Genomic DNA, 22,885 nt, shown 5'->3' on the forward strand with positions numbered 1-22,885 from the left:
CGGTCGCGGGGACCCCGGCCCCCACTGTCGCGTGTGCGTGCGCCCGTACCGGCATCTACGGCGTTACGGACGCACGCACGGCTCCGCGGGCCCCCGCCCCCGGCCACCCCGCCAGGGCCCCGGGGCGGCGGGCTGCGGTCGGCCTACCAGGCCGTGGAGGCCGAGACCGACTTCTCGCCCGGCAGCAGTACCCAGAGCGCCAGGTACAGCAGGAACTGGGGGCCGGGCAGCAGGCACGAGATCAGGAATATGACCCGCATCGTGTTGGCGGAGGTGCCGAAGCGCCGTGCCAGCGCCGCGCACACCCCGCCGAGCATGCGTCCCTCGCGGGGGCGGACCAGACCGGCCATGGTGGGCTCCTTCACGAGACCATCGGGGGAGCGCTTCCTGTCCGTGCTCCCGATGACTCCATGGTGCTCCGCCGGAAGGGATGAAACGTCGCTCTACGGGGCGATCCCGACCCTGGGAATCGTCGGGGTAGCCCCCTGAGGGGTCTCATCCCGCGTGACGGTCTCCGCGCGGGCCGTCGTCCCCCGCAGGGACGACTCGGCGCCGGTGGCCTTCCGCCCGGCGGTACGGGGCCTCGTCGGTCCGCGGCGTACCGTACGGAAGAGGTTCTCCCGCCGGTCCTGTCCGCCGCGTCCCTCCTGCCCGTCCCGCCGCTCCCGCCGTGCCTGCTGTTCGCGGCGGAGCCTGGCCCGGCCGGCGGGCACCACCAGGAGATGCGCGAGCGCCACCCCGGCCGTGTTGAGCAGCAGGGAATCCACGTCGACGACGCGTCCCGGCACCACGGTCTGCGCCATCTCGATCCCGAGGGAGAGCAGCGCCCCCGCCGTGACCGTACGGGTCAGGGAAGCCCAGAAGGAGACGGCGATCCGGCCGTCCACCACGGGCAGCAGCACCCCGACCGGGGCGAGCAGCAGCAGCCCCTCACCGATCCGGCGGGCCGCCTCCGGAGGACCGAGGGCCAGATCGGCCCTGATCCCGGCGAACGGCGTCAGATTGGCCGCGTTCACCCACATGACGTCGAGGGGGCGGAGCGTCACCCACCCCACCAGCGACAGATGTATGAGGAGGAGAACGAGCCCCGCCATACGGAAGCGGAAGACGGCGTTGCCGCCCGGACCTTGACGCACGCCCTCAAAGACGCAGTACGCCGGGACATCGGTTCCGGATGTGCGGGAGCAACGCGCACATGAGACCGGCATCACCCACCGGCCACGGCGGCGCGGTCCGTGGGTTCAGGGGGCGGCCCCCGTGCTCGGGGCCAGGGTCGGCAGGTCGGCGTCCGGGTGGCGCTTGGTGTCCTGGTCGCAGCCGTACGTACGCGTCGCGTAGCTGCCGGGACCGCCGAGGGCGACCCGGCCGTCCGTGGCCACGCCCTCCGCGAACGTGCAGACGATCTGGGCGAGCGCCGCCGCCGGCAGGTCCTCCGGCTGGCGGCTGAGCCGCAGCGCCCCGGCCGGGTCGCCGGCGTGCGCGGCCGAGACGACCAGCGGTCCCCGTACGGAGGTGGTGAACCCCGCCTCGCGCTCGGCGGTGGACGGCTCCGCCTGCAACTCGTCCAGCAGCGCCTGCGCGGCCCCCAGCCGGTCGCCGGCCGATCCGCCCGCCGGGATCCCGGCCGCGCGCTCGACCGACGCGAGGCCGGAGGCGCACACCAGATAGACGCGGACCGGAACCCCGGACTCCGACTGGGTGATGACGTCCTTCCCGGCGATCTCGCACGGCATCCGCGACGGCGCGGGCCCGGCGTCCACCGGCACGGAGGTGGTCCTGATCCCGCAGCCGGCGGCGAGCGCGGCGAGCGCCACGACACCGGCGAGGCGCCCGGCGGTACGGACGGCGAGCGGTGCCCGCGCGGCCGGCCGCACCCGTAGGGGCACCGGCCGTACCTGTACGGGCAGCCACGTACGGACGGCTATCGGACCGGTCCCGCCGTGCCCCGCCCCGCCGTGCCCCGCCCCGCCCTGTTCGGCCCCGTCCTGTCCGGCCCTGTCCTGTCCGGTCCCGCCGTGGCCGGTCCTGCTCCAGCGCCTCACGGTCTTTCGTCCGCCTCTCCCGGCTCCGTGTCCCCGCCCCGGGGGCCGCTGTCCGGTCCCGGCGCGCCGTCGCGCGGCAGCCGCAGCACGAACATCGCACCGCCGTCCGGCACGTTCACCGCCGTGATGTCCCCGCCGTGGATGTGCGCGTTCTCCATCGCGATCGACAGCCCGAGCCCGCTGCCCTCCGAACGCGGCCGGGAGGCGCTCGCCTTGTAGAAGCGGTCGAAGACATGCGGCAGTACGTCCTCGGGGATCCCGGGGCCGTGGTCCCGTACCGAGATCACCAGCTCGTCGATCACGGTCCGCACCGCCACCCGTACCGGCGAGCCGCCGTGCTTGAGCGCGTTGCCGATCAGATTCGCCAGGATCACGTCGAGCCGGCGCGGGTCGAGCCGGGCCACGACGCCGCGCGCGGCGTCCAGTTCCACCGCGTCCAGCCAGGCGCGCGCGTCGATGCACGCCGTGACCTGGTCGGCCACGTCGACGTCGTCCAGGACCAGACGGGCCGTACCCGCGTCGAAGCGGGTGACCTCCATCAGGTTCTCGACCAGCACATTGAGCCGCCGCGTCTCGCTCACCACGAGCGTCACCGCGGGCGCGATCATCGGGTCGAGGCTGTCGGCCTCCTCCTCCAGGACCTCGGTGACGGCGGTGAGCGCGGTGAGCGGGGTACGCAGCTCGTGCGACATGTCGGCGACGAAGCGGCGGCTCGACTCCTCCCGCGCGCTCATGTCCGCGACCTTCTTCTGCAGGGACTCCGCGGCGTTGTTGAACGTACGCGACAGATCCGCCAGTTCGTCCGACCCCGACACCCGCAGCCGCGTCCCGAACTTGCCCTCGCCCAGCTGCCGCGCCGCCTCACCGAGCCGCTGCACCGGCTTGAGCACGGTCGTCGCCGCGGCCTGCGCGAGCAGCGCCGAGCCGATCAGCGCGAGCGTCGTGGCGATCCCCAGCGACCAGGCCAGCGAGTTGAGATCCGCCCGTTCCTGGTCGAGGGACTTGAACAGATAACCGGTGGGCCCCCCGCCGATGATCCGGGTGCCCCCCACCAGATACGGCGTGCCGCCGCGCTCGGTGCGCTGCCAGAACACGTGGTACGGGTACTTGTTGGACGCCGTGACCTTCTGCCGGTCGTTCACCGCGTCCCGGAGCGACTTCGGCACGTCGTCCATGGTGAACATGTCGGGGTCGGAGGCGCCGACGATCGGCTTCCCCTTGTCCCGCGCGGCGATCAGCACCACGCTGTAACCGGCGTTGTCGCCCGCCATGCGCTCGGCGGTGTTCTGCAGATCGCTCTGCCGCGGCCACAGCGGCAGTTCGGCGGCGCGGCTCTGCATCTCCTGCTGGAAGTCGTTGAGCGCCGAGTCCTGGGTACGGGTCAGCACGGCCTGGCGGTTGAGCCAGTACGCGATCCCCGACGCGGAGACGGCCGCGGTCAGCGCGACGGCACCGAAGACGATGACGAGCCGCAGCCGCAGACTGGTCCACCGGAGCCCGGCGAGGAACGCCTTCCTGGCCCGGCCGTCCTTGCCGCCGGCGCCGCCGCCCTTACCGTCCTCGGCGCCGCGACGCGGTGGGACGTACGGGTCGACGGGCTGGTCCGCGCAGTTCCGGTCCGCACACCCGGCTTCCGCACGCGGCTCTTCCGCACGCGCGGGACCGTCCTCGCCGGTGGCGCTGTTCTTCGGCGGCGGGCCGGCGTCCGGCGGGCCGTCCCCCCTGCATACGTCACTCACGAAGGCGCGTCCAGCCTGTAGCCCACCCCGCGCACCGTACGGATCAGCGTCGGCGAGGACGGTACGTCCTCCACCTTCGCGCGCAGCCGCTGCACGCACGCGTCCACCAGCCGCGAGTCCCCGAGATAGTCGTGCTCCCACACCAGCCGCAGCAACTGCTGCCGCGACAGCGCCTGACCGGGCCGCCGGCTCAGCTCCAGCAGCAGCCGCAGTTCGGTCGGCGTGAGCTGAAGGTCCTCGCCGTTCTTGGTGACGGTCATCGCGGAACGGTCGATCACCAGGCTGCCGAACGTCGCGGAGTCCGTGGACTCCCGCTCGCCGCGCCGCAGCACCGCGCGGATCCGGGCGTCCAGCACCCGGCCCTGCACCGGTTTCACCACGTAGTCGTCCGCGCCCGACTCCAGCCCGACCACCACGTCGATGTCGTCGCTGCGGGCGGTCAGCAGGATGATCGGCAACTGGTCGGTACGGCGGATGCGGCGGCAGACCTCGAATCCGTCGATCCCGGGCAGCATCACGTCCAGCACGATCAGATCCGGCCGCTGCTCGCGGAGCAGTTTCAGGCCGTCCTCACCCGTCGCCGCAGTGGCCACCCGGTGGCCCTGACGTGACAGGGAGAGTTCGAGGGCCGTGCGGATGGCGTCGTCGTCCTCGATCAGCAGCAGAAAAGGCACGGAGGTCATTCTGTCCCATGGGGGACCGGAGTTCGACCGTTGCGTGCCACAGGCCCCTGTGACACGGCTGTGACAGTCGGCGGACAGGTCCATGAAACTGCCCCGGCAAGCTCATTGCCACACGGAACGAAGCAGACTCCAACCGACGGGGGGCGCGGGATGAACGCACTGCACGGAACGACCTCAAGCGCAGTGGTCACGCGTCTTCACGACGTCAGCAGGAGCAACGAGAAGTCCGGCGCCGTGAACGGGCGGGGGTGCGTTCGCGGCGCCGGGCGTCAGCACAAGCCGTCGTACATGACGGTGGTTGACGCGCCCCAGGCGGGCAGCGGAGGAGTCGCGTACAGGGAGGCCACGGGGGCCACGGGGGAGCGGAAGGTTCCGGCGGGGACGGGGGACGCCGAAGCGGCGTTCACCGCCTACGTCCAGGAGCGCCGCGCCTCCCTGTACGCGACGGCCTACCACCTGACCGGGGACCGGTTCGAGGCCGAAGACCTGCTGCAGAGCGCGCTGTTCTCCACGTACCGGGCCTGGGACAGGATCAGCGACAAGGCGGCGGTCGGGGGCTACCTCCGCCGCACCATGACCAATCTGCACATCAGCGCCTGGCGCAGGCGCAAGCTCAACGAGTACCCGACGGAGGAGCTGCCGGAGACGGCGGGCGACACGGACGCGATGCGCGGCACGGAGCTGCGCGCCGTGCTCTGGCAGGCGCTCGCCCGGCTGCCCGAACTCCAGCGGACGATGCTCGTCCTGCGCTACTACGAGGGCCGCACCGATCCGGAGATCGCGGACATCCTCGACATCAGTGTCGGCACGGTGAAGTCGAGCATCTGGCGGTCGCTCCGCCGGCTGCGTGAGGACGAGGTCCTCAGCTTCGGCCGTGACGAGGAAGAGTCCTTCGGCGAACTGGTCGCCTGAGGGCAGTGGGGGGAGCACGGGGGATACGGGGGGACCGTCGTTTCGGGGGAGACGGCGGTAGCAAGGGGGAAATCCGGGGGATTCGGGGGGAGAACCCGGGAAAACAAGGGGAAATCACGGGGGATACGGGGGATATGGGGGGAGCGTAAAAGCCGCGGGGGAACTGCGGCGCTCCGGGGGAGCACGAAAAAGGAAGCGGGACCGTACGGGCTGGGGGGCCGGTACGGCCCCGCTTTCGTGTGCGTGCGGCCCCGTGTGCGTGCGGTCCCGCTTCCGCGCCGGTGCGTCAGGTGGGATTGCCGGTACGGCCCGCCGCGGAGGTGGACTCCGCCGCGCGCCCGGTGTCCCGTTCGCCGCGTGGCGTGAGACGCGACGTGAGGCGCTCCCCGGCGGCCGAGGCGGCGATCCGGCCCAGCGCCTCCCTCTTGTCGCACGGATGCGCGCCCAGCGCCGCCTGCCGGCCGACGATCGCGCGCTCGGCACGCATCAGCCGCCAGCCGCGCCGCAGCAGGAACGGCACCGACTTCCGCCCCTCGCGCAGATCGCGCGCGAGCCGCCGCCGGAACGTCGTCGAGGGACGGCCCCGCAGACAGAGCGCGTCGGCCATGACCCCCAACTCCCGGCAGCGCGCCACGATGTCCGCAGCGAAGATGCCCTCCGCGAGGAAGAGCGGGGCGCCCCCGACGTCCAGTGCCTCCGCGTCCACCCGCGAACTCGTCGCGATGGAGTAGACGGGAACGGTCGTACGGCCCGTACGGCACAGCTCGACGATCGCCGCGACCGCCGCGTCCGCGTCCCAGGACCGTACGGAGTCCCAGTCGATGTCCGCGCTGCCGGGCACCAGGGGCAGCGTCGGGTCGCCGCCCTCCTTGTAGAAGTCGTCGAGGCGCAGTACGGGCAGCCCCGTACGGGCGGCGAGAGACGACTTTCCGGAGCCGGACGGCCCCGCGAGCAGCACGACTCGGGTCGGAAGGGTGGGAGAGCTCACGGGACACCAGTGTGCGGCATCCGTCCGCGCGGTGAACCCCTGGGGGCGATCAGGCGAGTTCCGGCGGTCGATTTGGCGGGTTATTGGCATCACGCCCCTCATCTCGACTACGCTGAGTGCCCGTTCGGTCACTCGAACCGTTCACATTGCTCGTCATCATCGACCCGGCTTGAACGCCCCGGCCAGGCAGGACATCCCATGGCACGTCACGCACTTCCTCCCGCCCGGCGCCGCACCCTGCTGCGGGCCGGCCTGACCCTCTCGGTGGCGGGCGCGGCCCTCGGCCTGGGCGGCGCGGCGGCCCACGCGGCCCCGGCGCCCGCGCCCACCTCCTCGTCCGACACGGAGACGCAGCTCGCCGAATCGGGGCAGGCGGCGGGCCAGGCCCTCACCGGCGCGCTCGGCTACGCGGCGGCGGGCGCCCTGAACCCGGTCACGAACCTCAAGCTCAACCCCCTGGCCGGCACGGGCGTGGACCCGCTGGACAACGCGCTGGGCACCCAGGTGGCCGACTTCAAGCCGGTCTCCACGGCCGCGCTCACCGACCCGCTGACCAAGGGAAGCGGAGCGCTCAAGGACATGCCCCTGGTGGGCCAGGTGGTGGGGCTGCTGCCGAAGTGAGCGATGTCAGGGAGTGCGGCCGAGATGGGTGACAAGGATTCGGATGACTCCCTCGTCGATCACTTACAGGACTCGGTAGTTGCCGATGTGTAAGCGTCGTTCATCGGCCGATCCGTACGCGAATGAGCCGCTCGGGTATGGGTCTGCCGCGAGCGAATCCACAGCCTCGTACATGGCGGAGAGCCCGACCGGGTCGTCCTTGAGGAAGCGGAGAGCCGCGTTCGTCGCACGCGGCTCCCAGATGATCTCGTAGGTCACTTGTCCAGCCCCAGCATCTGTCGGACTTCGGCGTGCGGGATGCCTGGCTTCAGCGTCCCGCGCTCCTTCTCCAACCGGTACTCGGCCAGGGCGAGCGAGTCCTCCAGATCCGCGAGATCCTGCGGGTTGATCAGTATGGCCGCGACGTGTCCGTGGTCTGTGATGGCGATCCGTTCGCGAGAGTGAGCCGCCCGGCGCACCAGCGTGCCCAAGTTGGCACGAGCCTCAGTCATGGCGTAGCTGTCAGTCATGTGCAGAAGAGTACGACTCTGCCAAATTCTGTGCATTAAGGAAGCCCTGTTTCCACTCAAACGAGGGAGAACAGGGCTTCCGCGTTGACGATTCGGTACGCCGATTCAGTACGCCGAGCCCGACGCGCCCAGGCTGCCCGTCGGGTGCCAGACCGTCTTCGTCTCCAGGAAGGCCGTCAGGCGGTGCGTGCCCGGGGCGGCCGTCCAGGCTGCTGTGTCTGTGGGTTCCGTGGCGCCGGGGCGTCGTACGCGCTTGAGGTTGTCCGCCGCGGCGATCTCCAGCTCCTTGGCGAGCGCCTCGTCCGCGCCGGTCAGGTCGATCCCGTTGACGTCCTGGTGCGCGGCGAGCGGCGCCGCGATCTCCGCCGTGCGGCCCGAGAGGATGTTGACCACCCCGCCCGGCACGTCGGACGTGGCCAGCACCTCGCCCAGCGAGAGCGCGGGCAGCGGGGACGTCTCGCTCGCCACGACGACCGCCGTGTTGCCCGTCGCGATGACCGGTGCGATCACCGAGACCAGCCCCAGGAACGACGACTCGCGCGGAGCCAGGACCGCGACGACACCGCTCGGCTCGGGCGTGGAGAGGTTGAAGAACGGCCCCGCGACCGGGTTCGCCCCGCCCGCGATCTGGGCGATCTTGTCCGTCCACCCCGCGTACCAGACCCAGCGGTCGACCGCCGCGTCCACCACGGCCGCCGCCTTCGGCTTCGACAGGCCCTCGGCCTCCGCCACCTCCCGTACGAACTGCTCCCGGCGGCCCTCCAGCATCTCGGCGACGCGGTAGAGGACCTGGCCCCGGTTGTACGCCGTCGCGCCCGACCAGCCGCCGAACGCCTTGCGGGCCGCGACGACCGCGTCCCGGGCGTCCTTGCGGGAGGACAGCGGGGCGTTGGCCAGCCAGGCGCCCTTTGTGTCGGTCACTTCGTACACCCGACCGCTCTCGCTCCGGGGGAACTTGCCCCCTACGTACAGCTTGTAGGTCTTGAAGACGCTCAGACGGCCGGTGCCGGCGCCGGTGGATTCCTTAGACATCGAGGTACGCCTCCAGGCCGTGGCGACCGCCCTCGCGGCCGTAACCCGACTCCTTGTAGCCGCCGAACGGCGAGGTCGGGTCGAACTTGTTGAACGTGTTGGCCCAGACGACACCCGCCCGGAGCTTGTTCGCGACCGCGAGGATCCGCGAGCCCTTCTCCGTCCAGATGCCCGCCGACAGGCCGTACTGCGTGTTGTTGGCCTTGGCCACGGCCTCGTCGGGCGTACGGAACGTCAGCACCGACAGCACCGGGCCGAAGATCTCGTCCCGCGCGATCGTGTGCGCCTGCGTGACGTTGGTGAAGAGCGTCGGCGCGAACCAGTAGCCGGCGGACGGCAGTTCGCACGCGGGCGACCAGCGCTCCGCGCCCTCCGCCTCGCCCGTCTCGGCCAGCGCCCGGATCCGGGCGAGCTGCTCGGCGGAGTTGATCGCGCCGAGATCGGTGTTCTTGTCCAGCGGGTCGCCCACGCGCAGGGTGGACAGCCGGCGCTTCAGCGCGTCCAGCACCTCGTCGTGGACGGACTCCTGGACGAGCAGCCGCGAGCCCGCGCAGCAGACCTGCCCCTGGTTGAAGAAGATGCCCGTGACGATGCCCTCGACGGCCTGGTCGACCGGGGCGTCGTCGAAGACGATGTTCGCGCCCTTGCCGCCCAGTTCGAGCGTGGCCCGCTTCCCCGTACCGGCGATCTCGCGGGCGATGGCCTTGCCGACGGCGGTCGAACCGGTGAACGCGACCTTGTCGATGCCCGGGTGCCCGACGAGCGCCGCGCCCGTCGTGCCGTCACCGGTGACGATGTTGACGACGCCCTTGGGGAGCCCCGCCTGGCGGCAGATGTCCGCGAAGAAGAGCGCGGAGAGCGGGGTTGTCTCGGCGGGCTTCAGCACCACCGTGTTGCCGGTGGCGAGCGCCGGGGCGATCTTCCACGCGAGCATGAGGAGCGGGAAGTTCCAGGGGATGACCTGCCCGGCGACCCCGAGCGGGCGCGGGTCGGCGCCGTAGCCGGCGTGGTCGAGCTTGTCGGCCCAGCCCGCGTAGTAGAAGAAGTGCGCGGCGACCAGCGGGAGGTCCGCGTCGCGGGTCTCCTTGATCGGCTTGCCGTTGTCGAGGGTTTCCAGCACGGCCAGTTCGCGCGAGCGCTCCTGGATGATCCGCGCGATACGGAAGAGGTACTTGGCGCGCTCGGCGCCGGGCAGGGCGGACCACTTCTCGAACGCCTTGCGGGCGGCCTTCACGGCCCGGTCGACGTCGTCGGCACCGGCCTGGGCGACCTCGGAGAGGACCTCCTCGGTGGACGGGCTGACGGTCTTGAAGACCTTGCCGTCGGCCGCCTCGCCGAACTCGCCGTCGATGAAGAGCCCGTAGGAGGGCGCGATGTCGACGACCGAGCGGGACTCGGGGGCGGGCGCGTACGTGAACGGGTTCTCGGGTGTGCTCTGTGATGCCATCTCTGCCTCAGTCCACCGTGACGTAATCGGGGCCGGAGTACCGGCCGGTGCTGAGCTTCTGACGCTGCATCAGCAGGTCGTTCAGCAGGCTGGAAGCGCCGAAGCGGAACCAGTGGTTGTCCAGCCAGTCCGCGCCCACGGTCTCGTTGACCAGCACCAGGAACTTGACCGCGTCCTTCGTGGAGCGGATGCCGCCCGCGGGCTTCACCCCGACCTGCGTGCCGGTCTGCGCGCGGAAGTCCCGTACGGCCTCCAGCATCAGGAGGGTGTTGGCGGGGGTGGCGTTGACCCCGACCTTGCCGGTCGACGTCTTGATGAAGTCCGCGCCCGCGAGCATGCCGAGCCAGGAGGCGCGGCGGATGTTGTCGTACGTGGACAGCTCGCCGGTCTCGAAGATCACCTTGAGCCGGGCGGCGCCCGCCGCCTCCTTGACGGCGCGGATCTCCTCGTACACCTTCAGGAAGTGCCCCGCGAGGAACGCGCCGCGATCGATGACCATGTCGATCTCGTCGGCGCCCGCGGCCACGGCGTCGCGCGTGTCGGCGAGCTTCACGCCGAGCGCGGCGCGGCCGGCCGGGAAGGCGGTGGCGACGGAAGCGACCTTCACCCCGGAGCCGGCGAGCGCGGCGACCGCGGTCTCGGCCATGTCCGGGTAGACGCAGACGGCGGCCGTCGCGGGGGTCGTACGGTCGGTCGGATCGGGCCGAACGGCCTTGGCGGCGAGCGCCCGGACCTTGCCCGGGGTGTCCGCGCCTTCGAGCGTCGTCAGGTCGATCATGGAGATCGCCAGATCGATGGCGTACGCCTTGGCCGTGGTCTTGATCGAACGCGTGCCGAGCGCCGCGGCGCGGGCCTCCAGGCCGACGGCGTCGACGCCGGGCAGCCCGTGGAGGAAGCGGCGCAGTGTGCTGTCGGACGCGGTCACGTCAGCGAATGCGGGGGTGATGGTGGGCATGGTCACCAGATGAGCATATCTACGCGCGTAGCGACCTGTACAGGGGGTGTGAGGTTCTCGGAGCGGGCCGTTCCCGAGCTGTGACCCGCGCGGGGACGGCCGCCGCGCTGTCGGAGGCGTACGGCAGAATCGGAGGTATGACGAGCCCCGCCCCCGACCACGACTCCTCCGCGTCCGGCCCCGGCCCCGGCCCCGGCGCCGAGTCCGGGTCCGCCTCCGCGTCCGGCCCCGGCGCCGAGCCCGCGCCGGGCACCGGGTCCACGTCGGGCGCCGAGTCCGGGTCCGGGTCCGGGTCCGGTGCGGCGGCCGGCCCTGAGCCCGCCGAGCCCGGCTACGCCGACCGGGTCTTCCGGTCGGGGGGCGGGATCGTGGGCGGTGGCCTGCTGCTCGCGATCGTCCTGTGGATCGGCGTCGACGCGCTCGTGCGGGGCACGGGCCGCACCCCGTGGCTGGCGCTCGCCGGGATGCTCTGCGCCGTACCCCTGATCGTCGCGTTCAGCCTGCGCCCGGCGGTCTTCGCGGGCGCGGACCGGCTCCGGATCAGGAACCCGTTCCGGACGATCGTCCTCCCGTGGGGGGCGGTCACGGACATACGGGCCTCGTACTCGTGCGAGGCGTTCACGCGGGACAGCGGAAAGTTCCAGCTCTGGGCGGTCCCGGTCTCCCTCCGCCAGCGCAAGCGCGTCGCCCGTCAGCAGACCCGCAGGGCGGGCGACGATCCGCACGGCCGGACCTCGGTCCACGCCGACGTCACGGACTCCCAGGCCAGAATGGCCACGGCGGACCGCACCACCGCCGACCTCCGGGACCTGGCGGAGCGCTCCGCCTCCCGTGCCACCGCCCAGGGCGACCCGGTGGTCCGCTGGGCCTACGAGGTCATCGCCCCGGCGGCGGCGGGGTTCGTCGTCCTGCTGGTACTGCTCCTGACGGGCTGACGGGCTGACGGGCTGACGGGCTGACGGGCTGACGGGGCAGAACACGGTTTCCCCGCCGGACGGCCTTCCCCCCCGGCTCCTGGACCTGGCGAGCAAGAGGTGACCAAGGGGCAACTTCCTGGTGAATCATGGAGCCGGACCGCCGCTTGAATCCCTCGCGTCGCGGTCGCCTCAATAGGTTGCATCTGCCGCTTTCGGAGGCCGCACCAGCGGTCCGACAAAGATGAGCGGCAGGGGTGGGGTGGGGGCCATGGAACCGGCAGACGAGGGTGAGAGATTACAGAGCGCCGGCGGAGTCCGCTGTCAGACCGACATCGATGTCGACGGCCGTTACACCTGGCGTGTCGTCGCTCAGAACGGGCGGGTGGTAGCCGTGTCCGCAACCGCTTACGCCTCGTACGGGCGGTGTCGTGCCGCGTTCGAGGAGATGTGTGTCAAGCATGCGGAACTCGCGGGCGGGGTGCAGCACACGGCGGATGTCAACGGCTGGATATGGATCGTCCGGGACGAGAGCGGTCAGCGGGCGATCGTGTCCGCCCGCTCCTACGAGCGGTACGCGACGTGCCGCGCGGCGTACGCCCGGTTCCGCAAGCTGCTGCGGGATCTGGGGGAGGGTGGCGAGGTGCCCTGGAGCGGTGGCTGAGACGCGGCGGCCGAGCAGCCGCGGCCGAGTGGCGGGTTCCGGGTGGTGTGAGCCGGTGCACGCGGGCTTTCACACGACACGGTCACGCCCGCGTCACCGGAAGTTGCCTGTAGGGATCCCCTTGTTCACATAGAGGTGCAGGCGTGTCAACCGCACACCGTGAGCGTCAGCGGTGTGCTGAAACGAACAGGGGAGCGAGCCGACGGTCTCGCCGTCGGCGGAGCGCCGGCCGAGTACGTGTCACCGGCCGAGTACGGGCCGCGCCCGTTGCATGCCGACCCCGGGCTGCCCGACCGGATCTTCCGGGGGGTGGCCCGGGGCGGAGGCGCCCTCGTACTCGCGGTGATGCTGCTGGTCGGAGGATTCCTGCTGTACCGGGCGTGGCAGGCGCTGGAGCGGTCCGGGTGGTCGTTCCTGACCACCGAGGCATGGGAACCGGACGCCGGACGCTTCGGCATCGCCGCCGTGATCGTCGGCACCGTACTGATCGCCCTGGTCGCGATCGTCGTCGCGATACCGCTGGCGGTGGGCGGCGCGCTCTACATCTCCGAGTACGCGCCCCTCCGGATCCGCCGGACCCTGATCAGCGTCGTCGATCTGATGGCGGCGGTGCCGAGTGTCGTCTACGGACTGTGGGGACTCTTCTTCTTCGAGGGCGCGGTACTGCCCACCGCGCGCTGGCTCGCCACCTATCTCGGGTGGTTCCCGCCCTTCCGGGTCGTCGGCATCGACCCCAGGGACCCGCTCGCCACCGAGACCGTCTACACCTCCTCGACCCTGATCGCGGGCATCGTGGTGGCCCTGATGGTCGCGCCGATCATCTGCTCGGTGATGCGCGAGGTCTTCGCGCAGGCGCCGGCCGGTGAACGCGAGGGCGCGTACGCGCTCGGCGCCACCCGCTGGGGAATGATCCACAGCGTTGTCCTGCCGTTCGGCAAGGGCGGCATGATCGGCGGCACCATGCTCGGCCTCGGCCGCGCCCTGGGCGAGACCATCGCCGTCTACCTGATCATCTCTCCGGTCTTCCAGGTTCAGTGGCACGTGCTCCAGAGCGGTACCAGCTCGGTGTCCTCACTGATCGCGTTGCGGTACGGGGAGGCCAGCCCGTTCGGGATGTCCGCGCTCATGGCGGCCGGTCTCGCACTCTTCGTGATGACCCTCATCGTCAATTTCGCCGCCTCGTCGATCGTCGCCCGCAGCCGCTCCGGCGCGGCCAGCGACGCCTAGCGCGTGATCTCGCACCCGCGCCGGGGCGGTACGGGAGCCCCGGCCGCCCCCGCGACGCCACCGACGGAACCCGAGCGTTCCGATCCGAACTCCCGCCGCTTCCAAGGGAATCCGCCCGTCATGACCCTCGTACCCACGACGCCACCGCAGCAGGCGTTGCCGCCACCGCCGCCCGCCGGCGGGCCGCCGCGTACCGTTCTGCCCGCCGTCGCGCGCGCGTCGCGGCCCACGGACCCGGTCGGTGAGCAGCGGCGCTCCACGGCCGCCGGTCGCGCCACGGACACCTACGCGCTGGTGGGCTCGGGCGCGGCGGCCGTCAGCCTGACCGCTCTCCTCTTCGGATGGCTGCTGCCGTTCAACGGCGCGGTCGGCTTCGTGTGCGTCGCGTACGTACTCTTCCTCGCGCTGTACGCGCTGCTGGTCTCCCTGGACGAGGACCGGCCGACCGTCGTGGACCGGGTGGCCGGCGTCGTCGTGCGCACCATGGGCCTGATCATGGTCGTGGCGCTGGCCTTCGTGGTCGTCTACACGCTCTGGGAGGGCCGCAAGGCACTGCCCCATCTGAACTTCTTCACCGAGGACATGACGCTCGCGGGCCCGCTCGACCCGCTGAGCGCGGGCGGCATCCTGCACGCCATCGTCGGCACGCTGGAGCAGATCACGATCGCCCTGGCCCTGACCGTACCGGCGGGGCTGGTCTGCGCGGTCTTCCTCAACGAGGTGCCGGGCCGCTTCGCGCGGTTCGTCCGGACCATCGTCGAGGCGATGACGGCGCTGCCGTCCATCGTGGCGGGCCTGTTCATCTACGCCACCGCGATCCTCGCCCTGGGCATCGGGAAATCGGGGTTCGCCGCCGCCCTCGCCCTGGCCGTCATGATGCTGCCGATCATCATCAGGGCCGCCGACGTGGTGATCAGGCTGGTGCCGGGGTCGCTGCGCGAGGCGTCGTACGCGTTGGGCACCTCGCGCTGGCGCACCGCCTGGCATGTCGTGCTCCCCACCGCGCGCTCCGGCCTGACCACGGCGGTGATCCTCGGCACGGCGCGCGGGGTCGGCGAGACCTCTCCGGTGCTGCTCACCGCGGGTTTCACCGCGGAGATGAACGCCGACGCGTTCGGCGGACCACAGGTCTCGCTGCCGCTCGCCACCTTCGAATTCGTCAAGTCACCGGAACCCGCCATGATCGCCCGCGGGTTCGGCACCGCGGCGACCCTGATGGCGCTGGTGCTTCTGCTGTTCATCCTCGCCCGAGTCATCGGCGGGCGCGCCCCCGGGCAGTTGACGCGCCGCCAGACCCACCGCCGGGTCGTCGCGTCCCACCGCGACGCCGAGCGTTTCGCCGCGCGGAGCCGCACCCCCGACCCCGCCCCCACCCCCACTCGCGCCACCCCCTCCGTACCCGCCGCAGAGTCCGACAGGAGTACCCCGTGAGACCCGCGACCCTCTCGCGACTGGCCATGGGGCTGGCCGCGCTGTTGTGTGCGCTGCTTGCCACCGGCCCGCTGCCCGCCTGGGCGGTGACCTATCCGAAGATCAACGGCGCGGGCTCCACCTGGAGCTCCAACGCACTGGACCAGTGGCGCCGCAATGTCGCCTCCAACTTCGGGATGACCGTCAACTTCGCGGCGACCGGTTCGTCCAACGGCCGTGAGCAGTTCAGGAACGGCTCGGTCGACTTCGGCGTCTCCGAGATCCCGTACGGGCTCAAGGAAGGCGGTGTCACCGACACCCCGCCCCGGCGCGGTTATGCCTACATGCCGATCGTGGCCGGTGGCACGGCCTTCATGTACAACCTGAAGATCGGCGGCAAGAAGGTCACCAACCTCAGGCTCTCCGGTGAGGTCCTCGCCGGGATCTTCACTTCGAAGATCACCATGTGGAACGCGCCGGAGGTCAGGGCGGACAACCCGGGGCTCACCCTGCCCGCCCGCCGGATCGTGCCCGTCGTACGCTCCGACGGCTCCGGCACGACGGCGCAGTTCACCACGTGGATGGCGAAGGAGCACGGGGCGGTCTGGAACGACTACTGCGCGCGCGCCGGACGTTCCACGCCGTGCGGGCTGACCTCGTACTTCCCGGTGGTGCCCGGCACGTCGACGATCGCGAAGTCCGGTTCGCTGGGTGTCTCCGGCTATGTGAAGCAGAACCAGGCCGAGGGCGCCATAACCTACGTCGAGTACTCGTACGCCATCTCGACCGGCTTCCCGGTCGCCAAGATGCTCAACAGGTCCGGGTACTACGTGGAGCCGACCGCCTCCAGCGTCGCCGTGGGCCTGCTCGACGCGAGGATCAACCCGGACAAGGGGTCCACCAACTATCTGACCCAGATCCTGGACGGCGTCTACCGCTCCGGCGACCGCAGGTCCTATCCGCTCTCCAGCTACAGCTACATGATCGTTCCGACGTCGCTGGACGGTGAGCAGAACCCGATGACCAAGGAGAAGGGCCTCTCGTTGGGCACCTTCACCAACTACTTCCTCTGCGACGGGCAGCAGATCGCCGAGGAACTCGGGTACTCGCCGCTGCCGAAGAACCTGGTCCAGGCGGGCTTCGAACAGGTGCGGCGCATCCCGGGCGCCCCCACCGGCAGCATCAACATCAACAAGTGCCGCAACCCCACCTTCTCCTCGGACGGGACCAACACTCTCGCCAAGAACGCCCCGTACCCGAAGGCGTGCGACAAGCGGGGCACGCAGCAGTGCTCGGACGGCACCGCGGGGGCCAAGGGGCAGAACACCCCCGTGAGCCCGGGGGCCTCGGGCGGCAACACCGCTTCCGGCGGCTCGACGGCCTCCGGCGGATCGGCCGCTTCCGGCGGCTCCGGCGGCTCCTCGGCGGGCAGCGGCGGATCCTCCGCGGGAGTGGCGGGAGCCGGTGGCGCGACCGGAGCCGGCGGGGCTACGGGAACGGCCTCCGCCGGGGCCGGCGGCTCCGCCGGAGCCACCGCGGGCTCCGGCACCGGGGGAGCCGTCGACCCCGACACCGGGGAGCTGATCAGCGGCGACGGCACGGCCGCGGGCACCGGCGGAGACGGCTCCATGGTGGTGGCGAACCCGAACACCCTCGCCTCGGGCGAGGCGACCGGCCTGCGTGGTGCGCTGATGGGGCTCTCCGCGCTGCTGCTGCTCGGCGTGGTCGTCGGCCCGCCGCTCACGGTACGCGCGCTGGCCGCACGGGCCCGCCGCGGGGAGGGATCGGTATGAGAACCCGTCATGTCCGCACGGGGGCGGCCCGGTCCGGGCCGCAGGCGGGGCCCGTGGGCGGGCCCGGGGCCGCATCGGCCCGGCGCACGGTGGCCGGTCTCGGGGCGCTCCTCGCGGCGCTGGTGCTGGCGCTCCTCCCGCTGCCCCCGGTGACCGGCACGGGGCAGGCACACGCGGCGGAGGCCGAGGACTCCGCGATGACGCTGAGCGGAAGGAAGGGGCGTTACGACGACTTCTCCGACCTGAAGGTCACCGTCCATCAGACGCGGAACCTGCGTTCGCAGGGGGTCGAGGTGTCCTGGACGGGCCGTGCGGCGCCCGCCACGACGGACATCAAGAACTTCCTCCAGGTCATGCAGTGCTGGGGCGACGGAGCCGACGGGCCCGACCGGGAGCAGTGCGAGTTCGGGGCGAACAACGCGGGCACCCACTTCACGAGTCAGCGCACCCTGCCCAAGGGGCTCGATCCCCTGGAGAAGGAGTACGCCGACGCCCCCGAGGGGGCCAACCCGTTCGTACCGTTCCGGCCCGTGAGCGGCGACCCGACCGACTCGACCTCCGACTCGACGTACTTCAGCGACAACGACACGAACGCCCAGCCCTGGCTGAAGACGCGGACCGACGGCACCGGCGAGGCGGTCTTCGAGGTGAAGACGGCGGTCGAGGCGCCCTACCTGGGGTGCGGCGCGGTCGACGTGGCGGCCGGGCAACTGGAGCCGCGGCGCTGCTGGCTGGTCGTCGTACCCCGGGGCGAACACGATCCCGACGGCTCCGCCAACCCGGGGAGCGGGGTGCACACCTCGCCCCTGAGCCAGTCCAACTGGGACCAGCGGCTGGTCTTCCCGCTGGAGTTCGGACCGGTGGGCAACACCTGCGCGGCGGACAAGGCCGAGCGCCGCGTCATCGGCTCCGAGCTGCTGACCGACGCCATGACGTCCTGGCAGACCGAGCTGTGCGCGGGCGCCGACGCGCGGTTCACCTTCAGCCAGGCCGGTGAGGACTATGCGCGCAGACTGATCGAACAGCCCACCGCTACCTCGCCGGGCCTGGGCATCACGGTGGCGCCGGTGACGGGCGGGACGGACGTGGTGCACGCGCCGGTGGCCGTCAGCGCCCTCACCGTGGGCTTCTTCTGGGAGGACGAGTCGGCGTCGGTCGGGCAGATACGCGATCTCAAGCTCAACCCGCGACTGCTCGCCAAGCTGCTGACCGGTTCCTATCCCTTCGACATTCGCCAGATCACCTTCCAGAGTCCGGTTCCCGAGCATGTGCGGGGCAATGCGCAATCCATTGTCGTCGACCCTGAATTCAGAAAGCTGAATCCAGCCCTCGACCGCCCCACGGCGCCCCAGCTCAACCCCGGGGGAATACTGCTGCAGGCCGGTAATTCGGATGTGAACACCCTGGTCTGGCGTTACCTTCAGTCGGACACCGACGCCCGGGAATTCCTCAAGGGAAAGCCGGACCCGTGGGGAATGAAGGTGAACCCGTTCTACCGGGAACTGGGCCTGGACAAGAACGCCCCTCTCGACTTCCCCAAGGCCGACCCGACCGAGACCGAGATCGTCTTCCAGGGCACGAAGAAGATCTCGTACGGTCAGCTGGAGAAGTCGCCCTACGCCAATGACATGCACAACGGAGCCCAGCGGGTGCGGCGCGGCGCCACCGGCGCGACCTTCACCGCGGCCGAGGACACCAGCTCCCCGCTGGGCGTCAAGCTCGTGACGTCGGCCGCCATTCCGGGCACCCGCCAGGCGTACGGCCTCGTCGACATGGCGTCCGCCTCCCGCTACCGGCTCGGCATCGCGGCGCTGCCCAACGCCGACGGCGTGTACGTGAAGCCGGACACCGCGTCCCTGCTGAAGGCGGTCGAGCGGATGCCGGACTCGTCCGTGGCCGGAGTCAAGGCACCGGTTCCGGCCACGGCGAAGAACGGGGCGTATCCGCTGACGGCGGTCGTCTACGCCGTCGCCCCGCTGGACCAGCCCCTGGCTGCCCGTCAGGACTACGCGCGGCTGATCCGTTACGCCGCCGGCGCCGGGCAGACCCAGGGGCTGGCCCCGGGTGAGCTGCCGCCCGGGTACGCGCCACTGCCCGGCGCGCTGCGGGACCGTGCCGTCGCCGCCGCCGAACAGCTGGTACGCGGCAAGCCGGGCGTTCCCCCGCCGGATACACCGGCCGACGGCGGACAGGCGGCCGGCGCCGCGGCGGCAGGCGGGACCGAGGGCGGCGTGACCGGCGGCGACACCATCGGGGGCTCCGGCGACGGCGGATCGGGTGCCGGCTCCGGGTCGGGTTCCGGCTCCGGGGGAGCCGACGCGACCGGGGGAGCGGGCACCGAAGGCGGCGCGGCCGGCCCCGACGGCTCTGCCAGTCCCGGCCCCTCGGTGTCCGAGTCCGTCTCCGGTCCGGCGAAGAGCAATCTCGCCTCCTCCGGCGGACTGACCCCCAACGAGGTACTGGGCGTCGTCCGCTGGGTGCTGCTGGCAGTCCTGGCCGTCGGCGGAGCGGCCGCCCTGGCCGGTCCCGTACTGCTGCGGTTCTCCGTACGGCGGGCGGGGACAGGCGGTTCCGGGTGACGGACGGCGGCCGGCAGGAGAAAAAGACGGGTGAGTAAAACCGGATGAGGAGAGACCGGCGACAGGGGGCCGGTGAGAAGCGGCAGGGTGCGCGGCGACAAGTGGGAGACGGGTGATGGGCGCACCGCCCTTCGGTCATTCTCTGCGGCCCTCGGTGAATTCCCTAGGAGGCTCCTAGGAAATGACTTCGTAACCTTTTGATCCGATCGAGTTGGTGGTCACGGCGAGGTGGTATGCGGAAATGTTCAGCACGTCGACCGGAAGGTTGACGGAAATGAATGAATCCGAATTTCCCTTGACTTTCCATTCATTTGAAATCCGTATACACGGAGGAGAACCAGTGAACGTCAAGTCGCGTGCCCGTCTGGGCGCCGTTGTCGGTGCCGCCGCCCTCGCCGTGGGTTTCCTGGCCCCCGCCGCCTCCGCCGACCCGGCGACCGGTGAGTACCGTCAGCTCGTCGGCGTGGGTTCCGACACCACGCAGGACATCGGCAACAGCCTCGGCTCTGCCATCCTCGACCCGAACGGCACCCCGGACAACCAGCTCATCGCGTCGTACAACGCGACGGGCACGGCCACCATTCAGACCCGCGCCTCCGGCTGTGTGATCAACCGGCCCAACGGCTCCTCGGCCGGGATCGACGCGCTGCGCAACGCGGTCCTCAACAGCACCGGCTGCATCGACTTCGCCCGTTCCTCCCGTGGCCCGGTGAACACCACGACCCAGGCGCTCACCTGGATTCCGTTCGCCAAGGACGCGGTGACCGTCGCCGTCCGCTCGGACAGTGCGCTCAACAACAACCTGAACCTGTCCACCACCGAACTGCGCGACATCTACACCTGCGCCAAGACCACGCACAACGGCGTGGCCCTGACGCCGCTGCTGCCGCAGGCGGGCTCCGGCACCCGCACCTTCTTCCTGGAGAAGATCGGGGTCACCGAGGCCCAGATCGGTTCCTGCGTCAACGGCACCGTCCAGGAGCACGACGGCACCGCGCTGGACACCGCCGGCGACATCGCCCCGTACTCCATCGCCCAGTACATCGCCCAGACCGGTGGTGTGGTGACGGACCGGCACGGCGTCACGGTGCTCGGCAAGGTGGAGGGTGTCGCGCCGCGCAACGCCAACGGCACGCTCAACGTCGCCTTCCCCTACAACCGTGACGTCTACAACGTCGTCCCGACCGCCAAGCTGACCGGTGGCGCCACTCCCGACGCCGACCTCATCAGCGCCTTCTCCGGCAGCACCTCCCTCGTCTGCAACCAGGCGGCCCGTATCCAGACGTTCGGCTTCGGCACGCTGGGCACCGCCTGCGGCGCCACGACCCTCAAGGGTGAGCGCTGATCACCACCCTTCCTTCCCACCGCACCACGGCCGGGCACCCACCAGGTGCCCGGCCCCGCGGCGTATCCCGTGACGGCCTGACTCGCCACCGGACCCGAATCCGACCCCGGACCCGAATCCGACCCCGGACCCGGAGCGGGCACCCGGACCGACACCAACACCCCCTGGGGGACCAGACCATGACACGCCTCGCGCGAGCGAGAACCCTTCCGGCGCTGCTGATGTGCTGCGCCCTGCTCATGGGCGCGGCAGCCGCCGTACTCGGCGCCGCGGCCACCGCGAGCGCGGCCGGCCGGCTCGGAGACCTGACGCTCGGGCGGACCTCCGGCAGCATCCATGACAACCCCTTGATCCCGAGCGTGACCACGGACGCGGCCTGCCCGCAGGGACAGGCGGACGTGGTGCGGCTCTTCGCGCTGCACCCGACGGAGGGCACACCCGCCAAGCTGGGCGAGGCGTCGGCGGGGCCCTACGACGCCGCGCCCGTGGCCGCCGACCTACCCGAGAGCTTCGGCCTCACCTTCTTCGACGCGCTCACCGGCTGGTACGGCGACGGGCCCTACGACGGCACGTACGAACTGCGGCTCCAGTGCGTCAACTTCCTCGACCCCAATCTGCCCGCGAACTTCTTCAGCACCAACATCGAGATCACGGGCAACACCTGGGCCCTCGCCCAGGCGCGGGCCACGAGCGTGTCGCTCGCGGTATCCCCGGAGAACCACCCGGCGCAGGGCAGCGAGGTGACCGTCACGGCGACGATGACCCCGGCGGAGGCGGCCGGTGAGATCACGCTGACCACGGAGCGGGTGGGGAGCGAACCCGTCGAGTTGGCCAAGAAGCCCGTCGTGAACGGCACGGCCGTGTTCACGACATCGGCGCTCACCGCGGGCGTGCAGAACCTCAGGGCCCAGTTCACCCCGGCCGATCCGGACAGCTACGCCGCGTCGACCGCGACCGTCGACGCCTACACGGTCGACCAGCCCGGCGGCCCCCCGGGCTCCCCGAGCCCCTCCGGCTCCGAGCCGCCCACGGGCGATCCCACGGGCGATCCCACGGGCGACCCGACGGGCGACCCGACCGGCCCCGCCGACCTCGAAGTCGTCGACGCGGAGGGCAACCCGCTGGGCGCCACCCCAAACCTGGAAGCCGGACAGAAGGTGACGATCACCGCCCGCGGCTTCGCCGAGGACGCGCCGGTGAAGGTGACCCTCGCCGACAGCGAGGCCGTCTTCGAGGACGCCGCCGCGGACGCGGACGGCACGGTGCGGGACTACCCGTTCACCGTCCCTGACCCGATCGCGGACGGCGACCACGTGCTGACACTCGCCGAGGCGGGCGCGGACGGCGAGGACGCCGGTGACGCGGAGCCGGGCCACAGCGTCGAGTTCGCCTTCACCACGGGCGACGCGGGCAGCCCGAGCCCCGAACCCAGTGACAGCGAGGGCACGGACGCCGGTACGACGACGAGCGGTGGCTCGGGCACCGGCGGCGACACCGCCGGAACCTCGGGCGGCACGGGAGGCTCCAGCGGTTCCGGCAACGGCTCCCTCGCCTCGACCGGCACCGGGATCGCCGCCCTGGGCCTGGGCGCCTTGGCGCTGTGCAGCGCCGGTGCGGCCGTGGTGGTCGCCGCACGTCGCAAGGGGCTGCTCACCTTCGCCGAGCCCTCGGGCGTGGCGGGCGACTGACCCGGCGCGCCACGGGGCCACCGGGGGCAGGCGCTACGTCTGCCCCCGGGGCCGCCGGGCCTGTTCGGTCCGTCCCCCTCTGCCGGAGCCGATCACTACCGGCCCGGACTGTCCCCCGTCTGTCCCCTGCCACCACGCCACCTGTCCCCGTCCGCCCCCGACCGTGAGGAGCGCCGCCACCGTGGCCGTTCTGACCTCGCAGCCCCCCGCCCCCGCGTCCCCTCCCGCTCCAGGGCGTCCCGCTTCCCCGGATCCCGCGGGGGGGGGGCGGGCGGCGGCGCCCGCGCCGGCCCGCGGGGGCCGGAGGGCGGGGGGCGGGGGGGGGAGGGGCCGCGCC

General features: G+C 71.5%; 20 protein-coding genes. 10 read left to right on the top strand and 10 right to left on the bottom strand.

Annotated elements, in window-relative coordinates:
- Positions 1-143: 143 nt before the first annotated feature.
- The 5 genes from ACFXKG_RS28195 to afsQ1 all read right to left on the bottom strand — a co-directional run bounded on the left by ACFXKG_RS28195 (position 144) and on the right by afsQ1 (position 4,455).
- Entirely contained in the window at positions 144-350 is a 207-nt protein-coding gene (locus ACFXKG_RS28195) for a PspC domain-containing protein (protein WP_384844854.1), read from the bottom strand.
- Positions 351-443: 93 nt separating this feature from the next.
- Positions 444-1,094 (bottom strand): VanZ family protein, encoded by a 651-nt coding sequence (locus ACFXKG_RS28200; RefSeq protein WP_384844923.1) that lies wholly within the window; start codon positions 1,092-1,094, stop codon positions 444-446.
- 147 nt (positions 1,095-1,241) lie between these two features.
- Positions 1,242-2,042, bottom strand: coding sequence for a hypothetical protein (locus ACFXKG_RS28205; protein ID WP_384844857.1), 801 nt, complete (start codon positions 2,040-2,042; stop codon positions 1,242-1,244).
- A complete protein-coding gene (locus tag ACFXKG_RS28210; RefSeq protein ID WP_384844860.1) occupies positions 2,039-3,781 on the bottom strand; it encodes an ATP-binding protein in 1,743 nt (580 codons plus the stop codon). The genes ACFXKG_RS28205 and ACFXKG_RS28210 overlap by 4 nt, the downstream gene beginning before the upstream one ends.
- A complete protein-coding gene (gene afsQ1, locus ACFXKG_RS28215; RefSeq protein WP_173476453.1) occupies positions 3,778-4,455 on the bottom strand; it encodes a two-component system response regulator AfsQ1 in 678 nt (225 codons plus the stop codon). Before afsQ1 ends, ACFXKG_RS28210 begins: the two co-directional genes overlap by 4 nt.
- 159 nt (positions 4,456-4,614) lie before the next feature.
- On the opposite strand from afsQ1, the gene ACFXKG_RS28220 reads away from it, so the two are divergent.
- Positions 4,615-5,376 (top strand): SigE family RNA polymerase sigma factor, encoded by a 762-nt coding sequence (locus tag ACFXKG_RS28220; protein WP_365807712.1) that lies wholly within the window; start codon positions 4,615-4,617, stop codon positions 5,374-5,376.
- A 286-nt stretch (positions 5,377-5,662) separates the two neighbouring features.
- On the opposite strand, the gene ACFXKG_RS28225 is transcribed toward ACFXKG_RS28220, so the two are convergent.
- Positions 5,663-6,364 carry an ATP-binding protein gene (locus tag ACFXKG_RS28225; protein WP_384844864.1) on the bottom strand — a complete coding sequence of 234 codons (702 nt, stop codon included), beginning with the start codon at positions 6,362-6,364 and terminating at the stop codon, positions 5,663-5,665.
- A gap of 198 nt (positions 6,365-6,562) precedes the next feature.
- On the opposite strand from ACFXKG_RS28225, the gene ACFXKG_RS28230 reads away from it, so the two are divergent.
- On the top strand, positions 6,563-6,985 hold the full coding sequence (locus ACFXKG_RS28230; protein WP_384844867.1) for a hypothetical protein: 423 nt from the start codon (positions 6,563-6,565) through the stop codon (positions 6,983-6,985).
- A 254-nt stretch (positions 6,986-7,239) separates the two neighbouring features.
- Here the strand turns inward: ACFXKG_RS28230 and ACFXKG_RS28235 are convergent, their stop codons facing one another.
- The 4 genes from ACFXKG_RS28235 to deoC form a co-directional block, all read right to left on the bottom strand.
- Entirely contained in the window at positions 7,240-7,494 is a 255-nt protein-coding gene (locus ACFXKG_RS28235; RefSeq protein ID WP_384844870.1) for a type II toxin-antitoxin system Phd/YefM family antitoxin, read from the bottom strand.
- Positions 7,495-7,599: 105 nt separating this feature from the next.
- Entirely contained in the window at positions 7,600-8,526 is a 927-nt protein-coding gene (locus ACFXKG_RS28240) for an aldehyde dehydrogenase family protein (RefSeq protein ID WP_384844873.1), read from the bottom strand.
- Complete coding sequence (locus ACFXKG_RS28245) at positions 8,519-9,973, bottom strand: aldehyde dehydrogenase family protein (RefSeq protein WP_384844876.1); 1,455 nt, start codon at positions 9,971-9,973, stop codon at positions 8,519-8,521. The genes ACFXKG_RS28240 and ACFXKG_RS28245 overlap by 8 nt, the downstream gene beginning before the upstream one ends.
- 7 nt (positions 9,974-9,980) lie before the next feature.
- On the bottom strand, positions 9,981-10,928 hold the full coding sequence (deoC, locus tag ACFXKG_RS28250; RefSeq protein ID WP_384844926.1) for a deoxyribose-phosphate aldolase: 948 nt from the start codon (positions 10,926-10,928) through the stop codon (positions 9,981-9,983).
- Positions 10,929-11,065: 137 nt separating this feature from the next.
- On the opposite strand from deoC, the gene ACFXKG_RS28255 reads away from it, so the two are divergent.
- The 8 genes from ACFXKG_RS28255 (at position 11,066) to ACFXKG_RS28290 (ending at position 22,548) form a co-directional block, all read left to right on the top strand.
- The gene (locus tag ACFXKG_RS28255) at positions 11,066-11,863 is read left to right on the top strand and encodes a PH domain-containing protein (protein ID WP_384844879.1); all 798 of its coding nucleotides are present in this window, start codon (positions 11,066-11,068) and stop codon (positions 11,861-11,863) included.
- A gap of 373 nt (positions 11,864-12,236) precedes the next feature.
- On the top strand, positions 12,237-12,506 hold the full coding sequence (locus ACFXKG_RS28260; protein ID WP_384844882.1) for a hypothetical protein: 270 nt from the start codon (positions 12,237-12,239) through the stop codon (positions 12,504-12,506).
- A 174-nt stretch (positions 12,507-12,680) separates the two neighbouring features.
- Positions 12,681-13,733 carry a phosphate ABC transporter permease subunit PstC gene (pstC, locus tag ACFXKG_RS28265; protein WP_384844885.1) on the top strand — a complete coding sequence of 351 codons (1,053 nt, stop codon included), beginning with the start codon at positions 12,681-12,683 and terminating at the stop codon, positions 13,731-13,733.
- A gap of 120 nt (positions 13,734-13,853) precedes the next feature.
- Entirely contained in the window at positions 13,854-15,164 is a 1,311-nt protein-coding gene (gene pstA, locus ACFXKG_RS28270; RefSeq protein WP_384844888.1) for a phosphate ABC transporter permease PstA, read from the top strand.
- Positions 15,161-16,936 carry a phosphate ABC transporter substrate-binding protein PstS gene (locus ACFXKG_RS28275; protein WP_384844891.1) on the top strand — a complete coding sequence of 592 codons (1,776 nt, stop codon included), beginning with the start codon at positions 15,161-15,163 and terminating at the stop codon, positions 16,934-16,936. The genes pstA and ACFXKG_RS28275 overlap by 4 nt, the downstream gene beginning before the upstream one ends.
- The gene (locus ACFXKG_RS28280) at positions 16,933-19,515 is read left to right on the top strand and encodes a hypothetical protein (protein WP_384844894.1); all 2,583 of its coding nucleotides are present in this window, start codon (positions 16,933-16,935) and stop codon (positions 19,513-19,515) included. Before ACFXKG_RS28275 ends, ACFXKG_RS28280 begins: the two co-directional genes overlap by 4 nt.
- A 340-nt stretch (positions 19,516-19,855) precedes the next feature.
- Positions 19,856-20,860 carry a hypothetical protein gene (locus ACFXKG_RS28285; RefSeq protein WP_384844897.1) on the top strand — a complete coding sequence of 335 codons (1,005 nt, stop codon included), beginning with the start codon at positions 19,856-19,858 and terminating at the stop codon, positions 20,858-20,860.
- A gap of 179 nt (positions 20,861-21,039) precedes the next feature.
- Positions 21,040-22,548, top strand: a complete 1,509-nt coding sequence (locus ACFXKG_RS28290; protein WP_384844900.1) for an Ig-like domain-containing protein — start codon at positions 21,040-21,042, stop codon at positions 22,546-22,548.
- Positions 22,549-22,885 lie beyond the last annotated feature (337 nt).

Source organism: Streptomyces sp. NPDC059255 (assembly GCF_042752355.1).
Taxonomy (GTDB): domain Bacteria; phylum Actinomycetota; class Actinomycetes; order Streptomycetales; family Streptomycetaceae; genus Streptomyces.

Excerpts from the sequence above, each read along its gene's own strand:
- ACFXKG_RS28280 (WP_384844894.1), top strand. The coding sequence starts at position 16,933 with ATGAGAACCCGTCATGTCCGCACGGGGGCGGCCCGGTCCGGGCCGCAG.
- ACFXKG_RS28195 (WP_384844854.1), bottom strand. The coding sequence starts at position 350 with ATGGCCGGTCTGGTCCGCCCCCGCGAGGGACGCATGCTCGGCGGGGTG.
- ACFXKG_RS28235 (WP_384844870.1), bottom strand. The coding sequence starts at position 7,494 with ATGACTGACAGCTACGCCATGACTGAGGCTCGTGCCAACTTGGGCACG.
- ACFXKG_RS28290 (WP_384844900.1), top strand. The coding sequence starts at position 21,040 with ATGACACGCCTCGCGCGAGCGAGAACCCTTCCGGCGCTGCTGATGTGC.
- pstA (WP_384844888.1), top strand. The coding sequence starts at position 13,854 with ATGACCCTCGTACCCACGACGCCACCGCAGCAGGCGTTGCCGCCACCG.
- ACFXKG_RS28220 (WP_365807712.1), top strand. The coding sequence starts at position 4,615 with ATGAACGCACTGCACGGAACGACCTCAAGCGCAGTGGTCACGCGTCTT.
- ACFXKG_RS28230 (WP_384844867.1), top strand. The coding sequence starts at position 6,563 with ATGGCACGTCACGCACTTCCTCCCGCCCGGCGCCGCACCCTGCTGCGG.
- ACFXKG_RS28255 (WP_384844879.1), top strand. The coding sequence starts at position 11,066 with ATGACGAGCCCCGCCCCCGACCACGACTCCTCCGCGTCCGGCCCCGGC.
- ACFXKG_RS28200 (WP_384844923.1), bottom strand. The coding sequence starts at position 1,094 with ATGGCGGGGCTCGTTCTCCTCCTCATACATCTGTCGCTGGTGGGGTGG.
- deoC (WP_384844926.1), bottom strand. The coding sequence starts at position 10,928 with ATGCCCACCATCACCCCCGCATTCGCTGACGTGACCGCGTCCGACAGC.
- ACFXKG_RS28240 (WP_384844873.1), bottom strand. The coding sequence starts at position 8,526 with ATGTCTAAGGAATCCACCGGCGCCGGCACCGGCCGTCTGAGCGTCTTC.
- ACFXKG_RS28245 (WP_384844876.1), bottom strand. The coding sequence starts at position 9,973 with ATGGCATCACAGAGCACACCCGAGAACCCGTTCACGTACGCGCCCGCC.